A 20,114-nucleotide genomic window follows, 5' to 3' on the forward strand; every position below is an offset into this window, starting at 1 on the left:
GGGTGTTTTCGCGGGGGGTGGGGTGGTCGTGGATGTGGCTGGGGGCTGGGAAGAGGGGGTGGGCTGGGGTGGCTTCGGGCTGGGGGTTGCTGGTCATGGGGTCTTCTCCTTTGGGGGCTTGTTGTGGAGGTGGTTTTCGAGTCAGGTCTTTCGGCAGGTCCACAGGGCCAGGGCGCCTCCTACGTCGTCGGCGGTGGGGGTGTCTCGTTCGGCCAGGTCGGCCAGGGTCCAGGCGACTCTCAGGACGCGGTCCAGGCCCCGGACGCTGAGGGTGCCGTTCTGTAGGGCGTCGTCGGCGGCGCGCATCGCCTCCGCGCTGGGCAGGAAGTGGCGGCGCAGTTCGGGGCCGGGGATCTCGCTGTTGGCCCGCCAGGGGGTCTCGGCCAGGCGTTTGACGGCTCGTTCGCGGGCCAGGAGGACGCGTTCGGCCACGACCTGGCTGGGTTCGGCGACTTCCAGGTCGTAGCGGAGCTCGGCCCGAGTGGCGGGGGAGAGGTCGAGTTTCAGGTCGATGCGGTCCAGGAGGGGGCCCGAGATGCGCTCCAGGTATCTGCGGCGGACCGCCGGGGCGCAGGAGCAGTCGATCTGTTTCGCGGCGGCGCAGGGACAGGGGTTGGCCGCCAGGACCAGGGTGAAGCGGGCCGGGAAGCTGGTGGCCCGCTCGGCCCGGGAGATGCGGACCTCGCCCTCTTCGAGGGGTTGGCGCAGGGCCTCCAGGGTGCCCCGGTCGAACTCGGGGGCCTCGTCCATGAACAGGATTCCCCGGTGGGCCAGGGTGACCGCGCCGGGTTGCAGGACCCGGCCCGAGCCGCCGCCGACCATGGACGCGCGGGTCGAGGTGTGGTGCGGGGCCTGGAACGGGGGACGGGTGATCAGGGGTTGGCCGGGCGGCAGGGTGCCGGCGACCGAGTGGATCGCGGTGACCTCCAGGGCCGCTTCGGGGGCGAGCGGGGGCATGAGCGTGGGCAGGCGTTCGGCCAGCATCGTCTTCCCGCACCCCGGCGGACCCGAGAAGAAGAGGTGGTGGCCTCCGGCGGCGCTGATCTCCAGGGCCCGGCGGGCCTCCGCCTGGCCTCGGACGTCGGCCAGGTCCAGGGTGTCGCGGCGGTCCGGGGGGCGTGTCGGTGCTGCGGTGGGCGGGGGCTCCTTCTCGTCCTCGGGTGGGGGCGGGTCGCCTCGCAGGAGGGACAGCAGGCTGCGCAGGGACGCGGCCGGGATCACCTCGATGTCGGGGACCAGGCGGGCCTCGGCGGTGTTGGGGTGGGGGACGACCACGGTGCGGCAGCCCGCGTTCGCGGCCGCCAGGACCGCCGGGAGCACGCCGGGGATCGCGCGCAGGCGGCCGTCCAGGCCCAGTTCGCCGATCAGGACCAGGCCCGCGCAGGAACGGGGCGGGATCGCCTCGGCCGCCGCGAGGATGGCCGTCGCGATCGCGATGTCGAAGGTCGAGCCGCGCTTGGGGACGCTGGCGGGGAACAGGGAGATCGTGACGTGGCGGTTGGGCCACTCCTCACCGGAGTTGAAGATCGCGGCGCGGACCCGGTCGCGGGACTCGTTGAGGGCGGTGTCGGGGAGGCCCACCAGGTGCAGGCCGGGAACGCCGCTGGTGATCGCGGCCTCGACGTCCACGACGTAGCCGTCCACCCCGACCAGGCCGACCGAGCGGGTCTTGGCGAGCGTCATTCAGCACACCCCCCGCAGGTGGTCCAGGAGGAATCCGTCGCCGTCGGACACCAGGCCGAGGACGTCCACGCGCACGAGGGCGGCGGGAACGCGGTGCTCGGCGGCCCAGCGGTTCGCCAGGCGGCGCAGGCGGGCGGCCTTGGACGGGGTGATCGCCTCCACCGGTTCGCCCAACGCGGTGGAGGCGCGGGTCTTCACCTCGCAGGCCACGTGCTGGCGGCCGTCGTGGGCGACGATGTCCAGCTCGCCCTCCGGGCAGCGCCAGTTGCGGTCGAGGATCATCCAGCCGAGGCCGGCGAGGTGGGCCGCCGCCGCGCTCTCCCCACGTCGGCCGAGATCGATGTGTCGGGGGGTCATCTGCTTCTCCTTCGCTGTCCGGTTCGACGGTGACCGCCGGTGGTGACCGTCCGCTACGGCCGATCACGATCTGTGGATAAGTCGGGATCTTGGAGGTGCGGTGCTTGTCTTCGGGGCGGGAGTGGCGCAGCGTGGCGGTTGTGAGTGACGTTGCGTTGCAGGAGGCCGTGGCGGAGTTCGACCGGCATCTGCGGGCCGAGCGGGGTGTTTCGCCCCACACCCTCCGCGCCTACCGCGGTGACCTGCGGGACCTGTGTTCCTACGCCGCCGCCGTGGGGATCTCCGGCCCCGAGGGGCTGGACGTGACGGTGCTGCGGGCCTGGCTGGCGCGGCAGCACGCGCTGGGCAGGTCGCGGGCCACCCTGGCGCGGAGGACCGCGGCGGTGCGGGCCTTCACCGGCTACCTGCACCGGCGCGGGCTGCTCGACTCCGACCCCGGGCCGCTGCTGGGCACGCCTCGGCAGAACCGCGATCTCCCCACCGTGCTCAGCCAGGACGACGCCGGGCGGCTGCTGGACCGGATGGACGTCAGCGGGCCCCTGGGGCTGCGTGACCTGGCTGTGCTGGAGGTGCTGTACGGGACCGGGGCACGGGTGAGTGAGCTGTGCGGGCTGGACATCGACGACCTGGACACCGCGCGCAACACCGTTCGTGTCCTCGGCAAGGGCGGCAAGGAACGCGTGGTGCCGATCGGGGAGCCCGCCGCCCGGGCCGCGGGGGACTGGCTGCGGGCCGGGCGGCCCGCCCTGGCCAACGAGCGGAGCGGAGCGGCGCTCTTCCTCGGCGCGCGCGGCGGACGGCTGCATCCCAACAGCGCCCGCCGCATCGTGCACAGCCGTATCGCCGAGGTCGGGGGCGTGCCCGACCTGGCTCCGCACGGGCTGCGGCACAGCGCCGCCACCCATCTGCTGGAGGGCGGCGCCGACCTGCGCAGCGTCCAGGAGATCCTGGGGCACGCCTCGTTGCAGAGCACCCAGCTCTACACGCATGTCTCGGCCGAACGCCTGAAGCAGGTCCACCGCCAGGCGCACCCCAGGGGCGCGGCCGAGGACCGGTGATCAACGCGCGCGCCGCAGCCGCCGCTCCCGTTCCAGGTCGATGACCCCCGTCGGCGGCCGGCGCGGGGGGCCGGGTCTGGTCCGGCGTCGCGCGAACACCAGGGCGGACGTCAGGAGAACGCCGGTGAGCGCGCCGCCCGTCGCCGTGCTCGCGTCCCGCAGACCCAGGCGGAGCGGGGGCTCGGGCGGGGCCTTCTCCGCCGAGGGGCGTGCCCGGGAGCCGGGCCAGCGGGGCAGCAGGCGCACCTGCGGGCGGACCAGGGCCAGGGGATCCCGGTACCCGGACGCGTCGAGGAGGCCCCAGTGCAGGCAGGAGGCCGCGCAATGCCGGGGCGTGCCCTCCACCACGCCGATGCGCGCGCCCGACGCGATCATGCTGCCGCGCTTCACCGACGGGCGGACCGGCAGGTAGGTGGTCCGCAGGACGCCGTGGGTGATCGCGACCACACCCCGGCCCGCCAGACGGCCCGCGTAGGAGACGCGGCCGGGCCCCGCCGCCAGGACCGCCTGGCCCGGCCGCGCCGCCAGGTCCACGCCCCGGTGCCCCGCCAGCCACGGGGCCGGCGGGGGCGAGAACGCCCGCAGCACCTCCGGGACGGGGGTTAACGGCCACCGCCATTCCCCTTCGGACGATGGCGGCGGCAGGGTGAGGACGACGGTGCCGATGAGGACTGTCACGAACACGCTCATGGGCCCCAGCCTGCGTCCCCAGTCACTCCCGCCACCAGAGGGGAACGCCATCTGTGGATAACCCGCCTGACGCGACGGCCCGCCGGTTCCGGTTGATTCCACGTGCGCGGCCAACATCCAATAGACTTGGGAAACGGTCGCGCAGGTCCTCAGCCTGAGCGGCCGAATTCACGCGCTCGCCCGCCACCCAGCGGCCCGCCGCAAGGAGGGCAAGGTGGGACGCGGCCTCTCGGTCCGTCGCTCGCGACGGCGGGGCCGCGCCCGAGCGCCGGCAAACAACCGGAACGTGGCCCGCCTCGCGGGCCGGACAGGAGAACACGGGCTTATGGCTCCCGTCGTCACCATGCGACAGCTGCTCGAGAGCGGCGTCCACTTCGGTCACCAGACCCGCCGTTGGAACCCGAAGATGAAGCGCTTCATCTTCACGGAGCGCAACGGCATCTACATCATCGACCTCCAGCAGTCGCTGTCCTACATCGACCGCGCCTACGAGTTCGTCAAGGCCACGGTCGCCCACGGCGGCACCATCCTGTTCGTCGGCACCAAGAAGCAGGCGCAGGAGGCCATCGCCGAGCAGTCGACCCGCGTCGGGATGCCGTACGTCAACCAGCGCTGGCTGGGCGGCATGCTCACCAACTTCTCCACCGTCCACAAGCGCCTCACCCGGCTCAAGGAGCTGGAGGAGATCAACTACGACGACGTGGCCGGCTCCGGCATGACCAAGAAGGAGCTTCTCGGTCTGCGCCGCGAGAAGGAGAAGCTGGAGCGCACCCTCGGCGGTATCCGCGACATGGCGAAGGTTCCCAGCGCCATCTGGATCGTGGACACCAAGAAGGAGCACATCGCGGTCAACGAGGCCAAGAAGCTCGGCATCCCGGTCGTCGCGATCCTGGACACCAACTGCGACCCCGACGAGGTCGACTACCCGATCCCGGGCAACGACGACGCCATCCGCTCCGTCAGCCTGCTGACCCGCGTCGTGGCCGACGCCGTCGCCGACGGCCTGATCGCCCGCTCCGGCGCCGCCGCCGGTGACGACAAGCCCGCCGAGGCCGCCGCGGCCGAGCCGCTGGCCGAGTGGGAGCGCGAGCTGCTCGAGAACAAGTCCCCCGACGCCGCGGCCCCCGCCGAGGCTCCCGCGGAGACCCCTGCGGAGGCCCCCGCCGAGGCGCCGGCCGAGACCGAGCAGGCCGCCGAGCCCGCCGCCGAGCAGGCCGCCGAGCCCGCTGCCGCCGCCGCGACCGAGAACACCGAGGCCGAGCAGGCCTGATCCCCGATCCCCGGTGGCCCGCGTCCGTGCGGGCCACCGGGGATCGTCGCGGATCCACCGAGCACACCACTCACAGAGACGAAGAGAGCGATGGCTGACTTCACCGCCGCTGACGTCAAGCGGCTTCGCGAGCTGACCGGCTCCGGCATGATGGCCTGCAAGAACGCCCTGACCGAGGCCGAGGGCGACTTCGACAAGGCCGTGGAGATCCTGCGCCTCAAGGGCGCCAAGGACGTGGGCAAGCGCGCCGAGCGCACCGCCGCCAACGGGCTGGTCGCCGAGTTCTTCGACGGCTCCGGCGACCGCGCCCTGCTGGAAGTCAAGTGCGAGACCGACTTCGTCGCCAAGAACGCCGAGTTCATCGCGCTGGCCGACAGGCTGGTCGAGTTCGCCGCCAAGAGCGGCGTCGAGAGCGCCGCGGACCTGCTGAAGGCCGAGATCGAGCCCGGCAAGTCCGTCGAGCTCCTGGTCCAGGAGGCCAGCGCCAAGATCGGCGAGAAGCTGGAGATCGGCCGCTTCGCGCACTTCAAGGGCGTCTACGTGGCCTCCTACCTGCACAAGTCCGACCCGTCCCTGCCGCCGACCACCGGCGTGCTGGTCGAGCTGGACACCGAGAACGCCGAGGTCGCCAAGGACGTCGCCCAGCAGGTCGCGGCGATGGCCCCCAAGTACCTCACCTTCGAGGAGATCCCCGCCGAGGTGATCGAGAAGGAGCGCGCCCTCGCCGAGACCAAGACCCGCGAGGAGGGCAAGCCCGAGGCCGCGATCGCCAAGATCGTCGAGGGTCGGGTCAACGCCTACCTGCGTGACTTCGTGCTGCTGGAGCAGGCGTTCGTCAAGGACGGCAAGAAGACCATCGCCAAGCTCCTCGACGAGAACGGCGTGAAGGTCGTGCGCTTCGCCCGCTTCAAGGTGGGCCAGAGCTGAGGGACCCTGGAGACAGGAGCCCGACAGAGTTTTCACGAAGCAACGAGGAGGCCGCCGACGTGCCGGAAGACAAGAACACTGACACGACGGCGGCCTCGTCGTCCGCTGGGCGGCCGTCGCACCAGCACGCCCCCCGGGGCGGCTGGAAGCGCGTGCTGCTGAAGCTGTCCGGCGAGGCGTTCGCGGGCGGCGACCCGATGGGCATCGACCCCGAGGTCGTGCAGCACGTCGCCGAGGCCATCGCCGAGGCCGTCAAGGACGGCGTGCAGGTCGCCGTCGTCTGCGGCGGCGGCAACATGTTCCGCGGCGCGCAGTTGGCCGAACGTGGCCTGGACCGCGGCCGCGGCGACTACATGGGCATGATCGGCACGGTGATCAACTGCCTGGCGCTCCAGGACTTCCTGGAGAAGCTGGGCGTGGACACCCGCGTGCAGACCGCCATCACCATGAGCCAGGTCGCCGAGCCCTACATCCCCCGCCGCGCCATGCGCCACCTGGAGAAGGGCCGCGTGGTGATCTTCGGCGCGGGCCTGGGCCAGCCGTTCTTCTCCACCGACACCACCGCCGCCCAGCGCGCGCTGGAGATCGGCGCCGAGGCGGTGCTGAAGGCCACTCAGGTGGACGGGGTGTACGACGCCGACCCCCGCAAGCATTCGGACGCGGTCAAGTTCGACCGTTTGGATTACGGTGAAGTCCTACAGCGAGGGCTGAAGGTCATGGACGCCACGGCCATCAGCCTCTGCATGGACAACGCGCTGCCCATCGTGGTGTTCGACCTGATGGGCCAGGGCAACATCGTCCGGGCCGTCCGGGGTGAGAAGATCGGCACTCTGGTCAGCCCGGCCGACGGCTGACGGCTGACCGAAACAGAGCCAGACCGGCAGTGCCACACAGGCCGACCAGATGAACCGGGAGTCGAAGTGATCGACGAGACCCTCCTCGAGGCCGAGGAGAAGATGGAGAAGGCGGTCGCGGTCGCCAAGGAGGACTTCCAGGCCATCCGCGCCGGCCGCGTCACGCCCGCCATGTTCAACAAGATCACCGCGGAGTACTACGGCACGCCGACGCCGATCAACCAGCTGGCGTCGTTCACGCTGCCCGAGCCCCGCATGGTCATCGTGCAGGTCTTCGACAAGTCCTCGATGCAGGCGGTGGAGAAGGCGATCCGCGACTCCGACCTGGGCGTGAACCCCACCAACGACGGCAACGTCATCCGCGTGGTGTTCCCCGACCTGTCGGAGGAGCGCCGCAAGGAGTTCATCAAGGTCGCCGGCACCAAGGCCGAGGACGCCAAGATCTCCATCCGGAACGTCCGGCGCCGCGCCAAGGACACCCTCGACAAGCTCGCCAAGGACGGCGAGGCCGGCGAGGACGACGTCCGGCGCGCCGAGAAGGAACTCGACGACACCACCCACAGGTACGTGGCGCAGGTTGACGAGTTGCTTGAGCACAAGAAGGCCGAACTGCTCGAGGTTTGATGGAACTCGACGCATCCGGGGAGCCCGCGGGCTCCCCGACCGGCGAGGACAAGCCGTCGGTCAAGAACCGGGCGGGCCGTAACCTCCCCATCGCCATCGGCGTCGGGGTCGCCCTCGGCGCTCTCGTGCTGCTGTCCCTCTACACCGTCAGGGAGATCTTCCTGGCGGTGATGGTGGTGTTCCTGCTCCTCGGGATGCAGGAGCTGACCAAGGCGTTCGCCACCCGCGGCATCCAGGCCCCGTTCGTCCCGCTGGCGGTCGGGATGGTCCTGGCGCCGGTCGCCGCCTACGTGTGGGGACCGATCGCGCTGGTGGCGGTGGTCGCGCTGACGGTGCTGGCGGTGCTGGTCGTGCGGATGCCCGAAGGGGCCGAGGGCTACGTCCGCGACACCACGGCCGGGGTGTTCGTCGCCGGGTACCTGGTGCTGATGGGCGGCGTGGTGGCGCTGCTGCTGGCCCCCGAGGACGGGGCCGAACGCATCGTGGTGTTCATCGCGGTCACGGTCTCCAGCGACATCGGCGGCTACTTCGCCGGGGCGTTCCTCGGCAAGCACAAGATGGCGCCCACGATCAGCCCGAAGAAGACCTGGGAGGGCGTCGCCGGTTCGGCGCTGACCTGCATGCTCGTCGGCGCGTGGCTGCTGTGGTGGCGGCTGGACGACGGGCGCTGGTGGCACGGTCTGCTGATCGGCCTGGCCGTCGTGGTGACCGCGATCGTCGGCGACCTGATCGAATCGATGATCAAGCGGGATCTGGCGATCAAGGACATGGGCACCCTGCTGCCCGGCCACGGCGGCGTGATGGACCGGCTGGACTCGCTGGTCGCCACCGCCCCCGTGGTGTGGCTGCTGCTGGAGCTGTTCGTCCCGGCCGGCACCTGACCGGCGGATCCTCCGGACGGCCGCGCGACCCCGGTCCCGCGGCCGTTCGCGCGTTCTCCGGCCAAGTGAGGGTCACGGGCGGGTCAAGTCCGGCCCGGCCGGGATGGCGCGGGCACGGCACGGCGTTTGCGACACTGGAGGAACGATGTCTGCGACCACCGAACCCGCCCCTGCCGGATCCGCGCCGAAGAAGACCCCGCCGAAGCTGGTCTTCGCCGCGCCCCGCCGGGGCAAGCCGCCGCGCCACCTGGCCGACCTGACCACCGACGAACGCCGGGAGGCCGTCGCCGCGCTCGGCGAGAAGCCGTTCCGCGCCGACCAGCTGTCCCGCCACTACTTCGCGCGCCTGACCAAGGACCCGGCGGACATGACGGACCTGCCCGCCGCGCTGCGCGACAGGCTCGCCGCCGAGCTGCTGCCGGAGCTGCTCACCCCGGTCCGGGAGCTGGCGTGCGACGGCGGCAAGACCCTCAAGACGGTCTGGAAGGCCTTCGACGGGGTGCTGTTCGAGTCGGTGCTGATGCGCTACCCCGACCGGGCGACGATGTGCGTGTCGTCGCAGGCCGGATGCGGCATGAACTGCCCGTTCTGCGCGACCGGCCAGGCCGGGCTGACCCGCAACCTGTCCACCGCCGAGATCGTCGAGCAGGTCGCCGCCGGGGCCCGCGCGATGGCGGCGGGCCGCGTCGCGGGCGGGCCGGGCCGGGTGTCCAACATCGTGTTCATGGGCATGGGCGAGCCGCTGGCCAACTACAAGGCGGTCATCGGAGCGGTGCGCCGCATCACCGACCCCGCGCCGGCCGGACTGGGCATCTCGCAGCGCGCGGTGACGGTGTCGACGGTGGGTCTGGTCCCGGCGATCGAGAAGCTGGCCGCCGAGGACATGTCGGTGCGGCTGGCGCTGTCGCTGCACGCCCCCGACGACGAGCTGCGCGACGAGCTCGTGCCGATCAACAACCGGTGGAAGGTCGAGGAGGTCCTGGACGCCGCCTGGCACTACGCCGACCGGTCGGGCCGCCGGGTCTCCATCGAGTACGCGCTGATCAAGGACATCAACGACCAGGCGTGGCGCGCCGACCTGCTGGGCCGCCGGCTGAAGGGGCACCGGGTCCACGTCAACCTCATCCCGCTGAACCCCACGCCGGGTTCGAAGTGGACCGCCTCGCGGCCCGAGGACGAGCGCGAGTTCGTCCGCCGCCTGGAGGCGCACGGCGTGCCCGTCACGGTCCGCGACACGCGCGGCCGGGAGATCGACGGGGCCTGCGGCCAGCTCGCCGCCGCCACCAAGGAGTAGCGGAGGGCTCCCGGCGCCTTGCGGAGCACTCGGGCGGGGCGTCAGGCTGGACGTCGCGGACGAGGTGGCGGCCGTGACGAAAGGGAGCCGGGTGGTTGTGAAGACGGGTGGGCGGCTGCTGCTGACGCGGCCGCCCGTCGTGATGCGCGGGTACGACCGGGCGCAGGTCGACGCCCTGCTGGAGCGCATCGGGAAGGCGCTCGACGGGGACGGCGGGCTCACCGCCGACGAGGTGCGCGGCACGCGGCTCGACATCGTGATGCGCGGCTATGACCGGCGGGTCGTCGACGAGCTGCTGATGGAGTGCGTCCGGCGGCTGCGGGCGTCCGGGCCGCGGACCCGGCGGGCCGGACGGCCCCGCGCGAACCCCGAGTGGCTGATCGGGTGGATCCAGAGCGCGCGGTTCGGCCGGGCCGGGCTGCGGACCGGGTACGACGTGCGGGACGTGGACGCGTTCCTGGACCGGGTCGTGGCGGGGCTGCGGGGACCGGCCGCGCCGGTCGCGGCGTCGGACGTGCGCGAGTGCGCGTTCCGGACGGTGCGGTTCGGGGCCGCCTACGACGAGGGCGAGGTCGACCGGTTCCTGGAGCAGCTCGCCGTGGCGCTGGAACGGCGCTAGGCCGTGTTTCAAAGCCCTGGCCCACGGCGCTCGCCCGGGGGCTCGCGCCTCACCAGGTCTTGGCGAGCGCGGCATCGCTTCGCGATCTGACCTGCGGGCCCTCGCCTCCGGCGTTGGGCCCGCAGGTCAGGTAACGCGCTCGCGCGTGGCTGAGGCCCACTGCGAAACAGGCGCTAGGCCGCGGCCGAGGGAGTCCCATACCGGTCTGGTAGGCGCCGGGCGCGTGGGGAACGGTATGTGTCATGGATCACTTCCACACGCAGCGGCAGCGGCTGCACTCCCTGTTCGGTGTGTTCTTTTCCCCCGAGGTCACGGCGGCGCTGCTGGAGCTGGCCCGGCCCGCTCTGGCCCTGGGCGCCGAGGGGGAGGCGACGGTCCGGCTCGGCGGGGCGCCGGTGCTGCCCGTGGGGGAGGAGTGGCCGGTTGTGGCCGGGCGGCCGTTGGACTTCCTGGGCGCGGTGGACTTCGGGGAGATCGCCGCGCTGGGGGCCGTTCCCTGGCTCCCCGACAAGGGGGTGGCGGCGTTCTACGGCGGTGCCGGGTGCCGGGTGTTCGCCGGTGAGATGCGGGAGGCCGAACGCCCGGAGGGCGCGTCGGCGTATCCGTCGTGCCCGCTCGGCGCGAAGCCGTTCCTGTCGGTGCCCTCGCCGCAGGAGCCCGCGCTGCGGCGGCTGGAGGCGGCCTACAGCGGATGCCTGCCCCTCTACGAGCAGCTCCACGCGGCGTGGGCCCAGCACGCCTGGCCGGACGACGCGCCCATGCACCAGATCGGCGGCTGGCCGGTGCTGACGCGCGACCCCGAGGGGCCGCAGGCGACCGAGTCCGGATGGCGGCTGCTGTTGCAGCTGGACTCCGACAACCGCCTCGGCTGGGACTGGGGCGGCTCCGGGCGCGTCTACTTCTGTGTACAGGAGAACGCCCCGGTGGACAGCGCCTGCCTCACCGCCCAGGCCGCCGAAGGTCAGCGGCGGCGGGCGACGAACGCGTAACCGCCTCCCACCACCGCCGTCCACAGGACCAGGTGGAGTGCGATACCGGGGTAGGCGTCGGTGAACGCGGCCGGGCCAACGTGGGCGGCGCGCACCCAGTCCAGGATCGGCACCGCCAGCGGGTTCAGCGGCCCCAGGCCCAGCAGGAGCGCGGCCACCAGCGCGCCCAGCAGGGCCAGCAGGGCGGTGCCAGGGGCGGGGATGACGGCGCGGCTCGTCCACGCGCCCAGCGCCGTCGCGGCGGCGTTGACCAGCAGCGCCAGCCCCACGCAGGTGAGCATCGTCGAGGCGGGCACGCCGACCAGGACGGACTGCAGCAGCGGGGAGGCCAGGGCCAGGGCGCCGAGGACGAGGTTGACGGTGTAGGCGGCCAGCAGCCCGGCGAACACCGGGACGTTCCGGCGGCGCGCGGCGACGGCCGACAGGTCGCGCTGGACGTCGGGCTGGGCGTCCAGCAGGGCGCGGGCGGTCCAGGCCCACACGAAGAACAGGAACGCGGGCACGTCGCCGAGCGTCCCGGTGGCGGCCTCCACGGTGTCCTCGGGCGTCTCGCCGCTGGGCCACTGGGACAGCACCAGCGCCATCACCAGGAAGATCACCACGAGTGGTTGCAGGACGCGCAGCGAGCGCACGTACCCGTCGATCTGGAACCGCGCCAGGGCGATCATCGCTGGGTCCTCCGCACCTCGTGGCCGTCGGCGAGCAGCTTGGTCTCCAGGTCGTCGGCCTGGTCGGTCCGCACGACGACCTCCAGGACGGTCCATCCGGTGTCGTCGTCGGCGGCGGTGACGGTGCCGTCGGCGACGCGCACGCGGCGGACGCCGGGCAGGTGCTCCACGACGCGCTGGTGGTCGCTGACGACGACGGTGGCGCCGTCGCCGGCCAGGTCGGAGATCAGGCCGGGCAGCGCGTCGCGGATCTGGGCGTCGAGCCCGGAGAACGGCTCGTCCAGCACCAGCAGGCCGGGGGAGTGCAGCAGCGCCTGGACGAGGCCGACCTTCTGGGCGCTGCCCTTGGACAGCTCGGGCAGGCGCGTGTCGAGCAGCCGGCCGAGGGCGAGGCGCTCGATCCACGGGTCGGCGGCGCTCGCGGGGACGCCGTGGACCGCCGCCATGTGCGCCAGGTAGGACCGCACGCTGAACGGCTGGTCCACCGGGAACCGCTCGGGCGCGTACCCGACGCGTTCGGGCCGCCCGCTGACGGTGCCCCGGCGCGGGTCGCGCAGCCCGGCGACCAGCCGCAGCAACGTCGACTTGCCCGCCCCGTTGCGGCCGGTCACCTCGGCGACCGTGCCGGGCGGCAGGTCGAGGGTGACGTCCCGCAGGATCCACGGCGACCGCCGCCGGTACCGGAACGCGATGCTGTCCAGGCGCATGGGACCGCACCGTAGCGGTGATCATGTAAAGCGGTCATCAGCCCGGCGGGGGGACGGCTGCCGGGGCGGTGGGGGAGAATGCGTCGGGTGAGCGACCCCGACTGCGTGTTCTGCCGGATCGTCAAGGGCGAGCAGCCCGCGCACCTGGTGCTGGAGGAGCCCGAGGCGCTGGCGTTCCTCGACACCCGCCCGCTGTTCAAGGGGCATGTCCTGCTGGTGCCGCGCGAGCACCACGAGACGCTGCCCGACCTGCCGCCCGAGCAGGTGGGGCCGCTGTTCCTGCACGCGCGGCGGCTGGCGGCGGCGATGGAGGGGACGCTCGGCGCGGCCGGGTCGTTCGTGGCGATGAACAACCGGGTCAGCCAGAGCGTCCCGCACCTGCACGTCCACGTCGTGCCGCGCAACCGCAAGGACGGGCTGCGCGGGTTCTTCTGGCCGCGGCACCGCTACGACTCCGATGCGGAGGCAGCCGACTACGCCGCCCGGCTGCGCGAGGCGCTGGGCGGCGCGTGAGGCTCCCCGGCCGTCAGCTTCCCAGCGCGGTCAGGAGGGCGGTCAGCGGGCCGGCCGCGCCCTCGCGTCCGTCGGGTCCGGGCACGGCGGGATGGGGTGGCGGGTCGTTGAGGGCGGCGTGCTCGTACAGGTCCCGTTCCGCCCGGTCGAGGGCGGCGCACAGCACGTACTGAGGCACCGTCCAGCCCAGCAGCTCGGCCGCCTTGCTGATCACAAGGTGCTGTTCGGCCGAGGTCGGGAAGGTGATGAGCTCGTCGGATCGGGGGGAGGGAAGGCCCTGGCGCACCGACTCAGACATGGTCGGTCTCCTTCCTGGCAGCATCTCAAAGTACGCCCGTGCGCACCGATGCGGCATCCCCAATAAGAAGGAGAATATGAGCCCGCGGGGCACCAATCGTCCGCCAGACGGCCGTCCGTGGGACGGGAAGTCGCCGCCGCGCGACGTGGGACGGCCGGGACGGCCGGACATCGCGCGGCGGGGGTTCCGAACGGTCAGCGGGTCCCCCACGAGTAGGTCTGCTTGCGCAGCTTCAGGTAGACGAAGCTCTCGGTGGAGACCACGCCCGGAACGCGCCGGATGCGGCCCAGCAGCTCCAGCAGCTGCTCGTCGTCCTCGCAGACCAGCTCGACCAGGATGTCGAACGACCCGGCGGTGATCACCACATAGTCGATCTCCTCGAACGCGGCCAGCTCGTCGGCGACGGCCTCCAGGTCGCCCTCGCACTTGAGGCCGATCATCATCTGCCGGGAGAAGCCCAGCATCAGGGGGTCGGTGACGCCGACGATCTGCATGACGCCGGAGTCCAGGAGCTTCTGCACGCGTTGCCGCACCGCCGCCTCCGACAGGCCGACGGCCTTGCCGATCGCGGCGTAGGAACGGCGTCCGTCCTGCTGGAGCTGCTCGATGATCTGTTTGGCGGTCTCGTCGAGCTGGACGGACGCGAGGGCGCGGCGAGACCCGTTCCGGCGGTCCCGGGAGCCCTCCGTGGGGCGCTCCGTCATGGCTGGTCTCCTTGCTGCGGCAGTGGGCCTGATGAGCGGACGATCCAAGGAATCCGTCGTGAAATTGGATCGTAACAACGGAATCCCTTGTCATGAGCCCGATCCTCTGTCAAGGTCGTGCCCAAGTGGACACATCGGGCGTATGCCCCCGAGAAGGGAACGACGTGACCAGCGACGGCAGGACCAGGCTGCGCAACTTTATCGGCGGCGAGTACACCGACACCAAGGACGGGCGCACCCTGGAGGTGGTGGACCCCAGCACCGGCGAGGTCTACGCCGAGGCGCCGCTCTCGGCCGAGGCCGACGTCGACGCGGCGTTCCGGGCGGCGGCCGAGGCGTTCCCCGCCTGGCGGGACCTGACGCCCAAGGACCGCAGCCTGGCGATGCTGAAGTTCGCCGACGCGGTCGAGGCCCGCGCCGCCGACCTCGTCGCGGCGGAGGTCCGCGACACCGGCAAGCCGGTGCAGCTGACCATGGAGGAGGAGATCCCTCCCATGGTCGACAACCTGCGCTTCTTCGCCGGGGCGAGCCGCATCCTGGAGGGCAAGGCCACCGGCGAGTACATGGCCGACCACACCTCCTCGGTCCGGCGGGAGCCGATCGGCGTCTGCGCGCAGGTCACGCCGTGGAACTATCCGATGATGATGGCGGTGTGGAAGTTCGGCCCGGCGCTGGCGGCGGGCAACACCGTCGTGCTCAAGCCGTCGGAGACGACCCCGGCCAGCACCCTGCTGCTGGCGGAGATCGCCGCCGAGTTCTTCCCGCCCGGCGTGTTCAACGTCGTGTGCGGCGACCGCGACACCGGCCGCGCCCTGGTCACCCACCCGACCCCGCAGATGGTGTCGATCACCGGTTCGGTACGGGCGGGCATGGAGGTCGCGCGGGCCGCCGCCGACGACCTCAAGCGCGTCCACCTGGAGCTGGGCGGCAAGGCCCCGGTCGTGGTGTTCGACGACGCCGACATCGAGAGCGCCGCCGCCGGCATCGCCGGGGCGGGCTACTTCAACGCCGGCCAGGACTGCACCGCCGCCACCCGCGTGCTGGTCGCCGACCGCCTCGCCGACGACTTCACCGCCGCCCTCGCCGAGGCCGCGCGCGGCACCAAGGTCGGCCCGCCCACCGAGGAGGACGCCGACTACGGGCCGGTCAACAGCGCCGGACAGCTCGAACGCGTCCAGGGCTTCCTGGACCGCGTCCCGGACCACGCCGAGGTCGTGGCCGGCGGGCAGCGCGTCGGCGACCGCGGCTACTTCTTCGCCCCGACCGTGGTCTCCGGCATGCGCCAGGACGACGAGATGGTGCAGAACGAGATCTTCGGCCCGGTCATCACCGTGCAGCGCTTCAGCGACGAGCAGCAGGCGATCGCCTGGGCCAACGACGTCAAGTACGGGCTGTCGGCCAGCGTGTGGACCCGCGACCACGGCCGCGCCATGCGGATGACCAAGGCCCTGGACTTCGGCGCCGTGTGGGTCAACACCCACATCCCGTTCGTGTCGGAGATGCCGCACGGCGGCTTTAAGCACTCCGGCTACGGCAAGGACATGTCGATGTACGGCGTGGAGGACTACACCCGTATCAAGCACGTCATGCACTACATCGGGGCCTGACCCCGCCCCCCAGGTCCAGCGGGCCGGGCGGCCCCCTCCGCCACGCCGTCCGGTCCGCTGACCGCCTTTTCCCACATAACCTGCTTATTCGCAGGTCACCGTCGTGCCTCCCGCAGCTGACCGACCCCGCGACCCTGTGTAAGGAACCCAGCATGACCGACACCAGCCCCGCCCCGGTGCGTGACGACCCGGGCCGTGCCGACACGGCGGTACCCGCGATCGAACTCGCCGGAGTCCGCAAGTCCTACGTCTCGCACGGCGAGACCGTCGCCGCCGTGCGCGGCGTGGACCTGCGCATCGGCCAGGGGGAGTTCTTCTCCCTGCTCGGTCCGTCCGGTTGCGGCAAGACCACCACCATGCGGATGATCGCCGGGTTCGAGGAGCCCACGGCGGGCGAGGTGTACCTGCACGGGCAGAGCGTCACCGGCGTTCCCGCCAACAAGCGCGACGTGAACATGGTGTTCCAGTCCTACGCCCTGTTCCCGCACATGAGCGTGTTCGAGAACGTCGCGTTCGGGCTGCGCCGCAGGGGCGTCGCCAAGAACGAGATCCGGCAGCGCGTCGGCGACATCCTGGAGATCGTCGACCTCACGGGCCGGGAGAAGCGCCGCCCCAGCGAGATGTCGGGCGGCCAGCAGCAGCGCGTCGCGCTGGCCCGGGCCCTGGTCAACCGGCCCCGCGCCCTGCTGCTGGACGAGCCCCTCGGCGCGCTGGACCTCAAGCTGCGCCAGGCGATGCAGGTCGAGCTCAAGCGCATCCAGCGCGAGGTCGGCATCACGTTCGTCTACGTCACCCACGACCAGGGCGAGGCGCTGACGATGTCGGACCGCATCGCCGTCATGAACGACGGCCTGGTCGAGCAGCTCGGCTCGCCGCGCGAGATCTACGAGCGGCCCGCCACCAAGTTCGTCGCGGGGTTCATCGGCACCTCCAACCTGCTGTCGGGCACCGTCACCGAGCTGTCGGGCAGGGATGCGGTGCTGTCCTACGGCGACGACGGGCGCATCGTGGTCCCGCTGCGCGAGGACCAGACGGCCGGGGCCGGGGACGCCCTGGAGGTCACCGTCCGCCCCGAGAAGATCGAGATCGTGGGCGAGCGGCCCGCCGGCGGCGGCTCGGCCGTCCCCGCCACCGTCGCCGAGGTCGTCTACCTGGGCACCTCCACCAACTACCTGGTCACCACCGCCGACGGCACGGAGGTGACGGTGTTCATGCAGAACGCCAACAACTCCGACGACGTCGCCGAGCGCGGCGACCGCGTCTGGCTGGCCTGGGAACCGCGCCACTCCTACGCCATCGGCGGCGGCGCCAACGGCGTCAGAGGCGACGCGCCGAAGGCGGCGGTATGAGTGAGCTGAACCGGCGTGACCTTCGGGACGACCCCGCGTTCGCCCGCGGCATGACCTCCCGGCGGAGCGCCCTGAAGCTGTTCGGCGCGTCGGCCGCCGCGCTCGCCCTGTCGGCCTGCTCGATCCCCGGGCAGGGCGGCCGCGGCAAGATCACCCAGGCGCAGATCGACGCGTTCTGGAAGGGCCGGACCGGCAAGGGCGCCCTCAAGTGGGCCAACTGGCCCGGCTACATGGAGGACGACCGCGCCACCATCAAGGCGTTCACCAAGCAGACCGGCATCCAGATCGAGTACAAGGAGGTCATCCAGGAGGCCGCCGACTGGTTCGGCAAGGTGCAGGCCCCGCTGGCCGCCGGGCAGTCGATCGACTTCGACCTGATGGTGGTCACCAACGGCATCCAGAGCACCAAGATGATCGAGCTGGGTTACCTGGCCCCCCTCGACCACCGACGGCTGCCGAACTTCGCCAAGTACGCGTCGCCGAAGTTCAAGAACCCCTCCTACGACCCCGGCAACGCGTTCACCGTCCCGTACGTGTCGGGCGTCACCGGCATCGCCTACAACACCAAGTACGTCAAGGACGAGATCAACAGTATCGCCCAGCTGTTCGACCCCCGGTACCGGGGCAAGGTCGGGATGATGGGCGACTCCCAGGAGCTCGGCAACTTCGGGATGTTCGCCATCGGCGTCGACCCGGAGAAGTCCACGCCCAGGGACTGGGAGAACGCCGCCCGCAAGCTCCGCGAGCAGCGCGACCAGAAGATCGTCCGCAAGTACTACGAGCAGAACTACATCGACGCCGTCGCCAAGGGCGACGTGTGGCTCACCATGGCCTGGTCCGGCGACGTGTACTCGCTGGCCAACGACGACGTGAAGTTCGTCGTCCCGCGCGAGGGCGGCACCATCTGGTCGGACCTGATGATGATCCCCAAGCCCGCCGCCAACCCGGCCGACGCGCTGACGCTGATGAACTGGCTGTACGAGCCGCGCAACAACGCCACCCTCACCGAGTTCATCAACTACATCACGCCCGTCCCCGAGACGCAGCGGTTCGTCCGGGAGGACGCGGCCAAGGCGACCGGGGAGGACCGGGCCGACCTGCAACGGCTCGCCGACAGCCCGCTGGTGTACCCCACCGAGGCCGACCTGTCGCGACTGCGGAACTACCGGGTGCTCACGCAGCAGGAGGAGCCGCAGTACCAGAAGATCTTCACCCCGATCGCGCAGGGGAGCTGACCGATGACCGGACTCAAGGGGCGGCTCACGCCCTACCTGCTCATCCTGCCGGGCGGGCTGTGGCTGACGGCGTTCTTCGCCATCCCGCTGATCTTCATGGCGTCGGTGTCGCTGATGACCGGCAACCTGATCGACGGGTTCACCCAGACCTGGCACTGGCAGAACTACACCGACGCCATCGGCACCTACGGCGACAAGATCGTCCGGTCGCTGTGGTACGGGCTGCTGGCCACCGCGGCGTGCATCGCGCTGGCCTACCCGGCGGCGTACTGGATCGCGTTCAAGGGCGGACGGCACAAGTCCACCTGGCTGTTCCTGCTGCTGCTGCCGTTCTTCGTGTCGTTCGTGCTGCGCACCATCTCCTGGAAGCTGGTGCTCACCGACAACGGCCCGGTGCTCGGCCCGCTGAAGTCGTGGGGGCTGCTGCCCGACGGCTTCCACGTCCTCGACAGCGGCTTCGCCGTGGTGTCGGGGCTGACCTACAACTTCCTGCCGTTCATGATCCTGCCGATCTACGTGGCGCTGGAACGGATCGACTACCGCGTCATCGAGGCCGCCTACGACCTGTACGCCGGGCGCTTCGAGGCGTTCCGGCGGGTGGTGCTGCCGCTGTCGCTGCCCGGCGTGTTCGCCGGTGTGATCATGACGTTCGTGCCGGTCACCTCCGACTACGTCAACGCCTCGGTGCTCGGCGGCCCCGGCAACACCATGATCGGCAACGTGATCCAGTCCGAGTACTTCACCCAGAGCAACTACCACACGGCCTCGGCCCTGTCGTTCGCCCTGATGGCGCTGCTGCTCGCCGGGATCTTCGCCTACGCCCGGGCACTCGGCACCAAGGACGTCCTGGAGGCGGCAGCACGATGACCACCACCGTCACCTCCCCCGCCCCGGCCGCCCCGCCCCGGCCCCGCCGCCGCAACCCGCTGCGCGGCCGCGGCCTGCAGGCCTACACGATCCTGCTGGTCGCCTGGCTGGTCTTGCCGGTCGCCGTGATGATCCTGTTCGGCTTCAACGACACCCACTCCAAGCAGAACTTCCAGTGGGAGGGCTTCACCCTCAAGTGGTACGCCCGCCTGTTCGAGAAGAAGGACCTCACCACCGCGCTGGTCAACTCGCTGACCATCGCGCTGCTCACCACCGTGTTCGCCACGGTGCTGGGCACGCTGGTGGGGCTGGCGCTGGGCCGCTACCGGTTCCGCGGCCAGGGCGTGGCGAACCTGGTGATGTTCGCCGCGATCTCCTGCCCCGAGCTGGTCATGGGCGCGTCGCTGCTGTCGATGTTCGTGGCGCTGGAGACGCCGCGCGGCTACCTGACGATCCTCGCCGCGCACGTGATGTTCTCGGTGTCGTTCGTGGCCATCACCGTGCGGGCCCGCGCCGTCGGCCTCGACCCCCGGATCGAGGAGGCCGCCAAGGACCTGGGGGCCGGGCCCCTGACCACGTTCCGGCTGGTCACCCTACCGATGATCATGCCGGGTGTGGTGTCGGGCGCGATGCTGGCGTTCGCCCTGTCGGTGGACGACTTCATCATCACCAACTTCACCAGCGGCGCGACGCAGACGTTCCCGCTGTGGGTCTGGTCCTCCACCCGCACCGGCACCCCGCCCCAGGTCAACGTCATGGGCACGCTCATCTTCGCGGTGGGCGTCCTGCTGGCGGTGGTCAACATCGCGGCGTCCCGCCGCCGGGCCCGCAACACCTGACGCCCGCGACACCCCCTCAAGGCCTCCCGACCCACAACTTCATAAGGAACCAACGGAAAAGAATCCTGGTCCGCGCCGGAC

The 20,114-nt window shown here is 71.4% G+C and carries 22 protein-coding genes; 15 read left to right on the forward strand and 7 right to left on the reverse strand.

Features of this window, described 5'->3' with window-relative positions; genetic code table 11:
- Positions 1-141: 141 nt before the first annotated feature.
- Together AKI01S_RS35835 and AKI01S_RS35840 are read right to left on the reverse strand one after the other, a co-directional pair.
- Positions 142-1,683 carry a YifB family Mg chelatase-like AAA ATPase gene (locus AKI01S_RS35835; protein ID WP_067828211.1) on the reverse strand — a complete coding sequence of 514 codons (1,542 nt, stop codon included), beginning with the start codon at positions 1,681-1,683 and terminating at the stop codon, positions 142-144.
- Positions 1,684-2,040: a YraN family protein gene (locus AKI01S_RS35840; RefSeq protein ID WP_067828214.1), complete on the reverse strand. Its 357-nt coding sequence runs from the start codon at positions 2,038-2,040 to the stop codon at positions 1,684-1,686.
- A gap of 140 nt (positions 2,041-2,180) precedes the next feature.
- Between AKI01S_RS35840 and AKI01S_RS35845 the strand changes: the two genes are divergently transcribed.
- Entirely contained in the window at positions 2,181-3,098 is a 918-nt protein-coding gene (locus tag AKI01S_RS35845) for a tyrosine recombinase XerC (RefSeq protein ID WP_245681919.1), read from the forward strand.
- Here the strand turns inward: AKI01S_RS35845 and AKI01S_RS35850 are convergent, their stop codons facing one another.
- Positions 3,099-3,788, reverse strand: coding sequence for a murein hydrolase activator EnvC family protein (locus tag AKI01S_RS35850; protein WP_169814072.1), 690 nt, complete (start codon positions 3,786-3,788; stop codon positions 3,099-3,101).
- A 325-nt stretch (positions 3,789-4,113) separates the two neighbouring features.
- Between AKI01S_RS35850 and rpsB the strand changes: the two genes are divergently transcribed.
- The 8 genes from rpsB (at position 4,114) to AKI01S_RS35890 (ending at position 11,246) form a co-directional block, all read left to right on the forward strand.
- Entirely contained in the window at positions 4,114-5,058 is a 945-nt protein-coding gene (rpsB, locus tag AKI01S_RS35855; RefSeq protein WP_067828223.1) for a 30S ribosomal protein S2, read from the forward strand.
- Between the two features lie 90 nt (positions 5,059-5,148).
- Complete coding sequence (gene tsf / locus AKI01S_RS35860; RefSeq protein ID WP_067828226.1) at positions 5,149-5,985, forward strand: translation elongation factor Ts; 837 nt, start codon at positions 5,149-5,151, stop codon at positions 5,983-5,985.
- 59 nt (positions 5,986-6,044) lie between these two features.
- Complete coding sequence (gene pyrH, locus AKI01S_RS35865) at positions 6,045-6,839, forward strand: UMP kinase (RefSeq protein WP_084000587.1); 795 nt, start codon at positions 6,045-6,047, stop codon at positions 6,837-6,839.
- A 66-nt stretch (positions 6,840-6,905) separates the two neighbouring features.
- Positions 6,906-7,463, forward strand: coding sequence for a ribosome recycling factor (frr, locus tag AKI01S_RS35870; RefSeq protein ID WP_067828233.1), 558 nt, complete (start codon positions 6,906-6,908; stop codon positions 7,461-7,463).
- Positions 7,463-8,344, forward strand: coding sequence for a phosphatidate cytidylyltransferase (locus tag AKI01S_RS35875; RefSeq protein WP_084000588.1), 882 nt, complete (start codon positions 7,463-7,465; stop codon positions 8,342-8,344). Before frr ends, AKI01S_RS35875 begins: the two co-directional genes overlap by 1 nt.
- Before the next feature lie 145 nt (positions 8,345-8,489).
- On the forward strand, positions 8,490-9,638 hold the full coding sequence (gene rlmN / locus AKI01S_RS35880; protein ID WP_067828236.1) for a dual-specificity RNA methyltransferase RlmN: 1,149 nt from the start codon (positions 8,490-8,492) through the stop codon (positions 9,636-9,638).
- Positions 9,639-9,729: 91 nt separating this feature from the next.
- On the forward strand, positions 9,730-10,257 hold the full coding sequence (locus AKI01S_RS35885; protein ID WP_157420398.1) for a DivIVA domain-containing protein: 528 nt from the start codon (positions 9,730-9,732) through the stop codon (positions 10,255-10,257).
- A gap of 242 nt (positions 10,258-10,499) precedes the next feature.
- Positions 10,500-11,246, forward strand: coding sequence for a DUF1963 domain-containing protein (locus tag AKI01S_RS35890; RefSeq protein WP_067828241.1), 747 nt, complete (start codon positions 10,500-10,502; stop codon positions 11,244-11,246).
- Here AKI01S_RS35890 and AKI01S_RS35895 read toward each other — a convergent pair.
- A complete protein-coding gene (locus AKI01S_RS35895; RefSeq protein ID WP_067828243.1) occupies positions 11,219-11,914 on the reverse strand; it encodes a hypothetical protein in 696 nt (231 codons plus the stop codon). The genes AKI01S_RS35890 and AKI01S_RS35895 overlap by 28 nt on opposite strands.
- Positions 11,911-12,621, reverse strand: coding sequence for an ATP-binding cassette domain-containing protein (locus tag AKI01S_RS35900; RefSeq protein WP_067828246.1), 711 nt, complete (start codon positions 12,619-12,621; stop codon positions 11,911-11,913). Before AKI01S_RS35900 ends, AKI01S_RS35895 begins: the two co-directional genes overlap by 4 nt.
- 78 nt (positions 12,622-12,699) lie before the next feature.
- Here AKI01S_RS35900 and AKI01S_RS35905 point away from each other — a divergent pair, with 78 nt between their 5' ends.
- Positions 12,700-13,134 (forward strand): HIT family protein, encoded by a 435-nt coding sequence (locus AKI01S_RS35905; protein WP_067828249.1) that lies wholly within the window; start codon positions 12,700-12,702, stop codon positions 13,132-13,134.
- Positions 13,135-13,147: 13 nt separating this feature from the next.
- Here the strand turns inward: AKI01S_RS35905 and AKI01S_RS35910 are convergent, their stop codons facing one another.
- On the reverse strand, positions 13,148-13,432 hold the full coding sequence (locus AKI01S_RS35910) for a type II toxin -antitoxin system TacA 1-like antitoxin (RefSeq protein ID WP_067828252.1): 285 nt from the start codon (positions 13,430-13,432) through the stop codon (positions 13,148-13,150).
- Between the two features lie 194 nt (positions 13,433-13,626).
- Positions 13,627-14,136 carry an Lrp/AsnC family transcriptional regulator gene (locus tag AKI01S_RS35915; protein ID WP_067828256.1) on the reverse strand — a complete coding sequence of 170 codons (510 nt, stop codon included), beginning with the start codon at positions 14,134-14,136 and terminating at the stop codon, positions 13,627-13,629.
- Between the two features lie 164 nt (positions 14,137-14,300).
- Between AKI01S_RS35915 and AKI01S_RS35920 the strand changes: the two genes are divergently transcribed.
- The 5 genes from AKI01S_RS35920 (at position 14,301) to AKI01S_RS35940 (ending at position 20,033) form a co-directional block, all read left to right on the forward strand.
- Complete coding sequence (locus tag AKI01S_RS35920; protein ID WP_067828260.1) at positions 14,301-15,743, forward strand: gamma-aminobutyraldehyde dehydrogenase; 1,443 nt, start codon at positions 14,301-14,303, stop codon at positions 15,741-15,743.
- 152 nt (positions 15,744-15,895) lie between these two features.
- The gene (locus AKI01S_RS35925; protein WP_067828263.1) at positions 15,896-17,092 is read left to right on the forward strand and encodes an ABC transporter ATP-binding protein; all 1,197 of its coding nucleotides are present in this window, start codon (positions 15,896-15,898) and stop codon (positions 17,090-17,092) included.
- Entirely contained in the window at positions 17,089-18,327 is a 1,239-nt protein-coding gene (locus AKI01S_RS35930; RefSeq protein ID WP_084000590.1) for an ABC transporter substrate-binding protein, read from the forward strand. The genes AKI01S_RS35925 and AKI01S_RS35930 overlap by 4 nt, the downstream gene beginning before the upstream one ends.
- 3 nt (positions 18,328-18,330) lie before the next feature.
- A complete protein-coding gene (locus tag AKI01S_RS35935) occupies positions 18,331-19,194 on the forward strand; it encodes an ABC transporter permease (RefSeq protein ID WP_067828266.1) in 864 nt (287 codons plus the stop codon).
- Positions 19,191-20,033, forward strand: coding sequence for an ABC transporter permease (locus AKI01S_RS35940; protein WP_067828269.1), 843 nt, complete (start codon positions 19,191-19,193; stop codon positions 20,031-20,033). Before AKI01S_RS35935 ends, AKI01S_RS35940 begins: the two co-directional genes overlap by 4 nt.
- Positions 20,034-20,114 lie beyond the last annotated feature (81 nt).

It is taken from the genome of Actinomadura kijaniata NBRC 14229 (assembly GCF_001552175.1).
GTDB classification, from domain to species: Bacteria; Actinomycetota; Actinomycetes; order Streptosporangiales; family Streptosporangiaceae; genus Spirillospora; species Spirillospora kijaniata.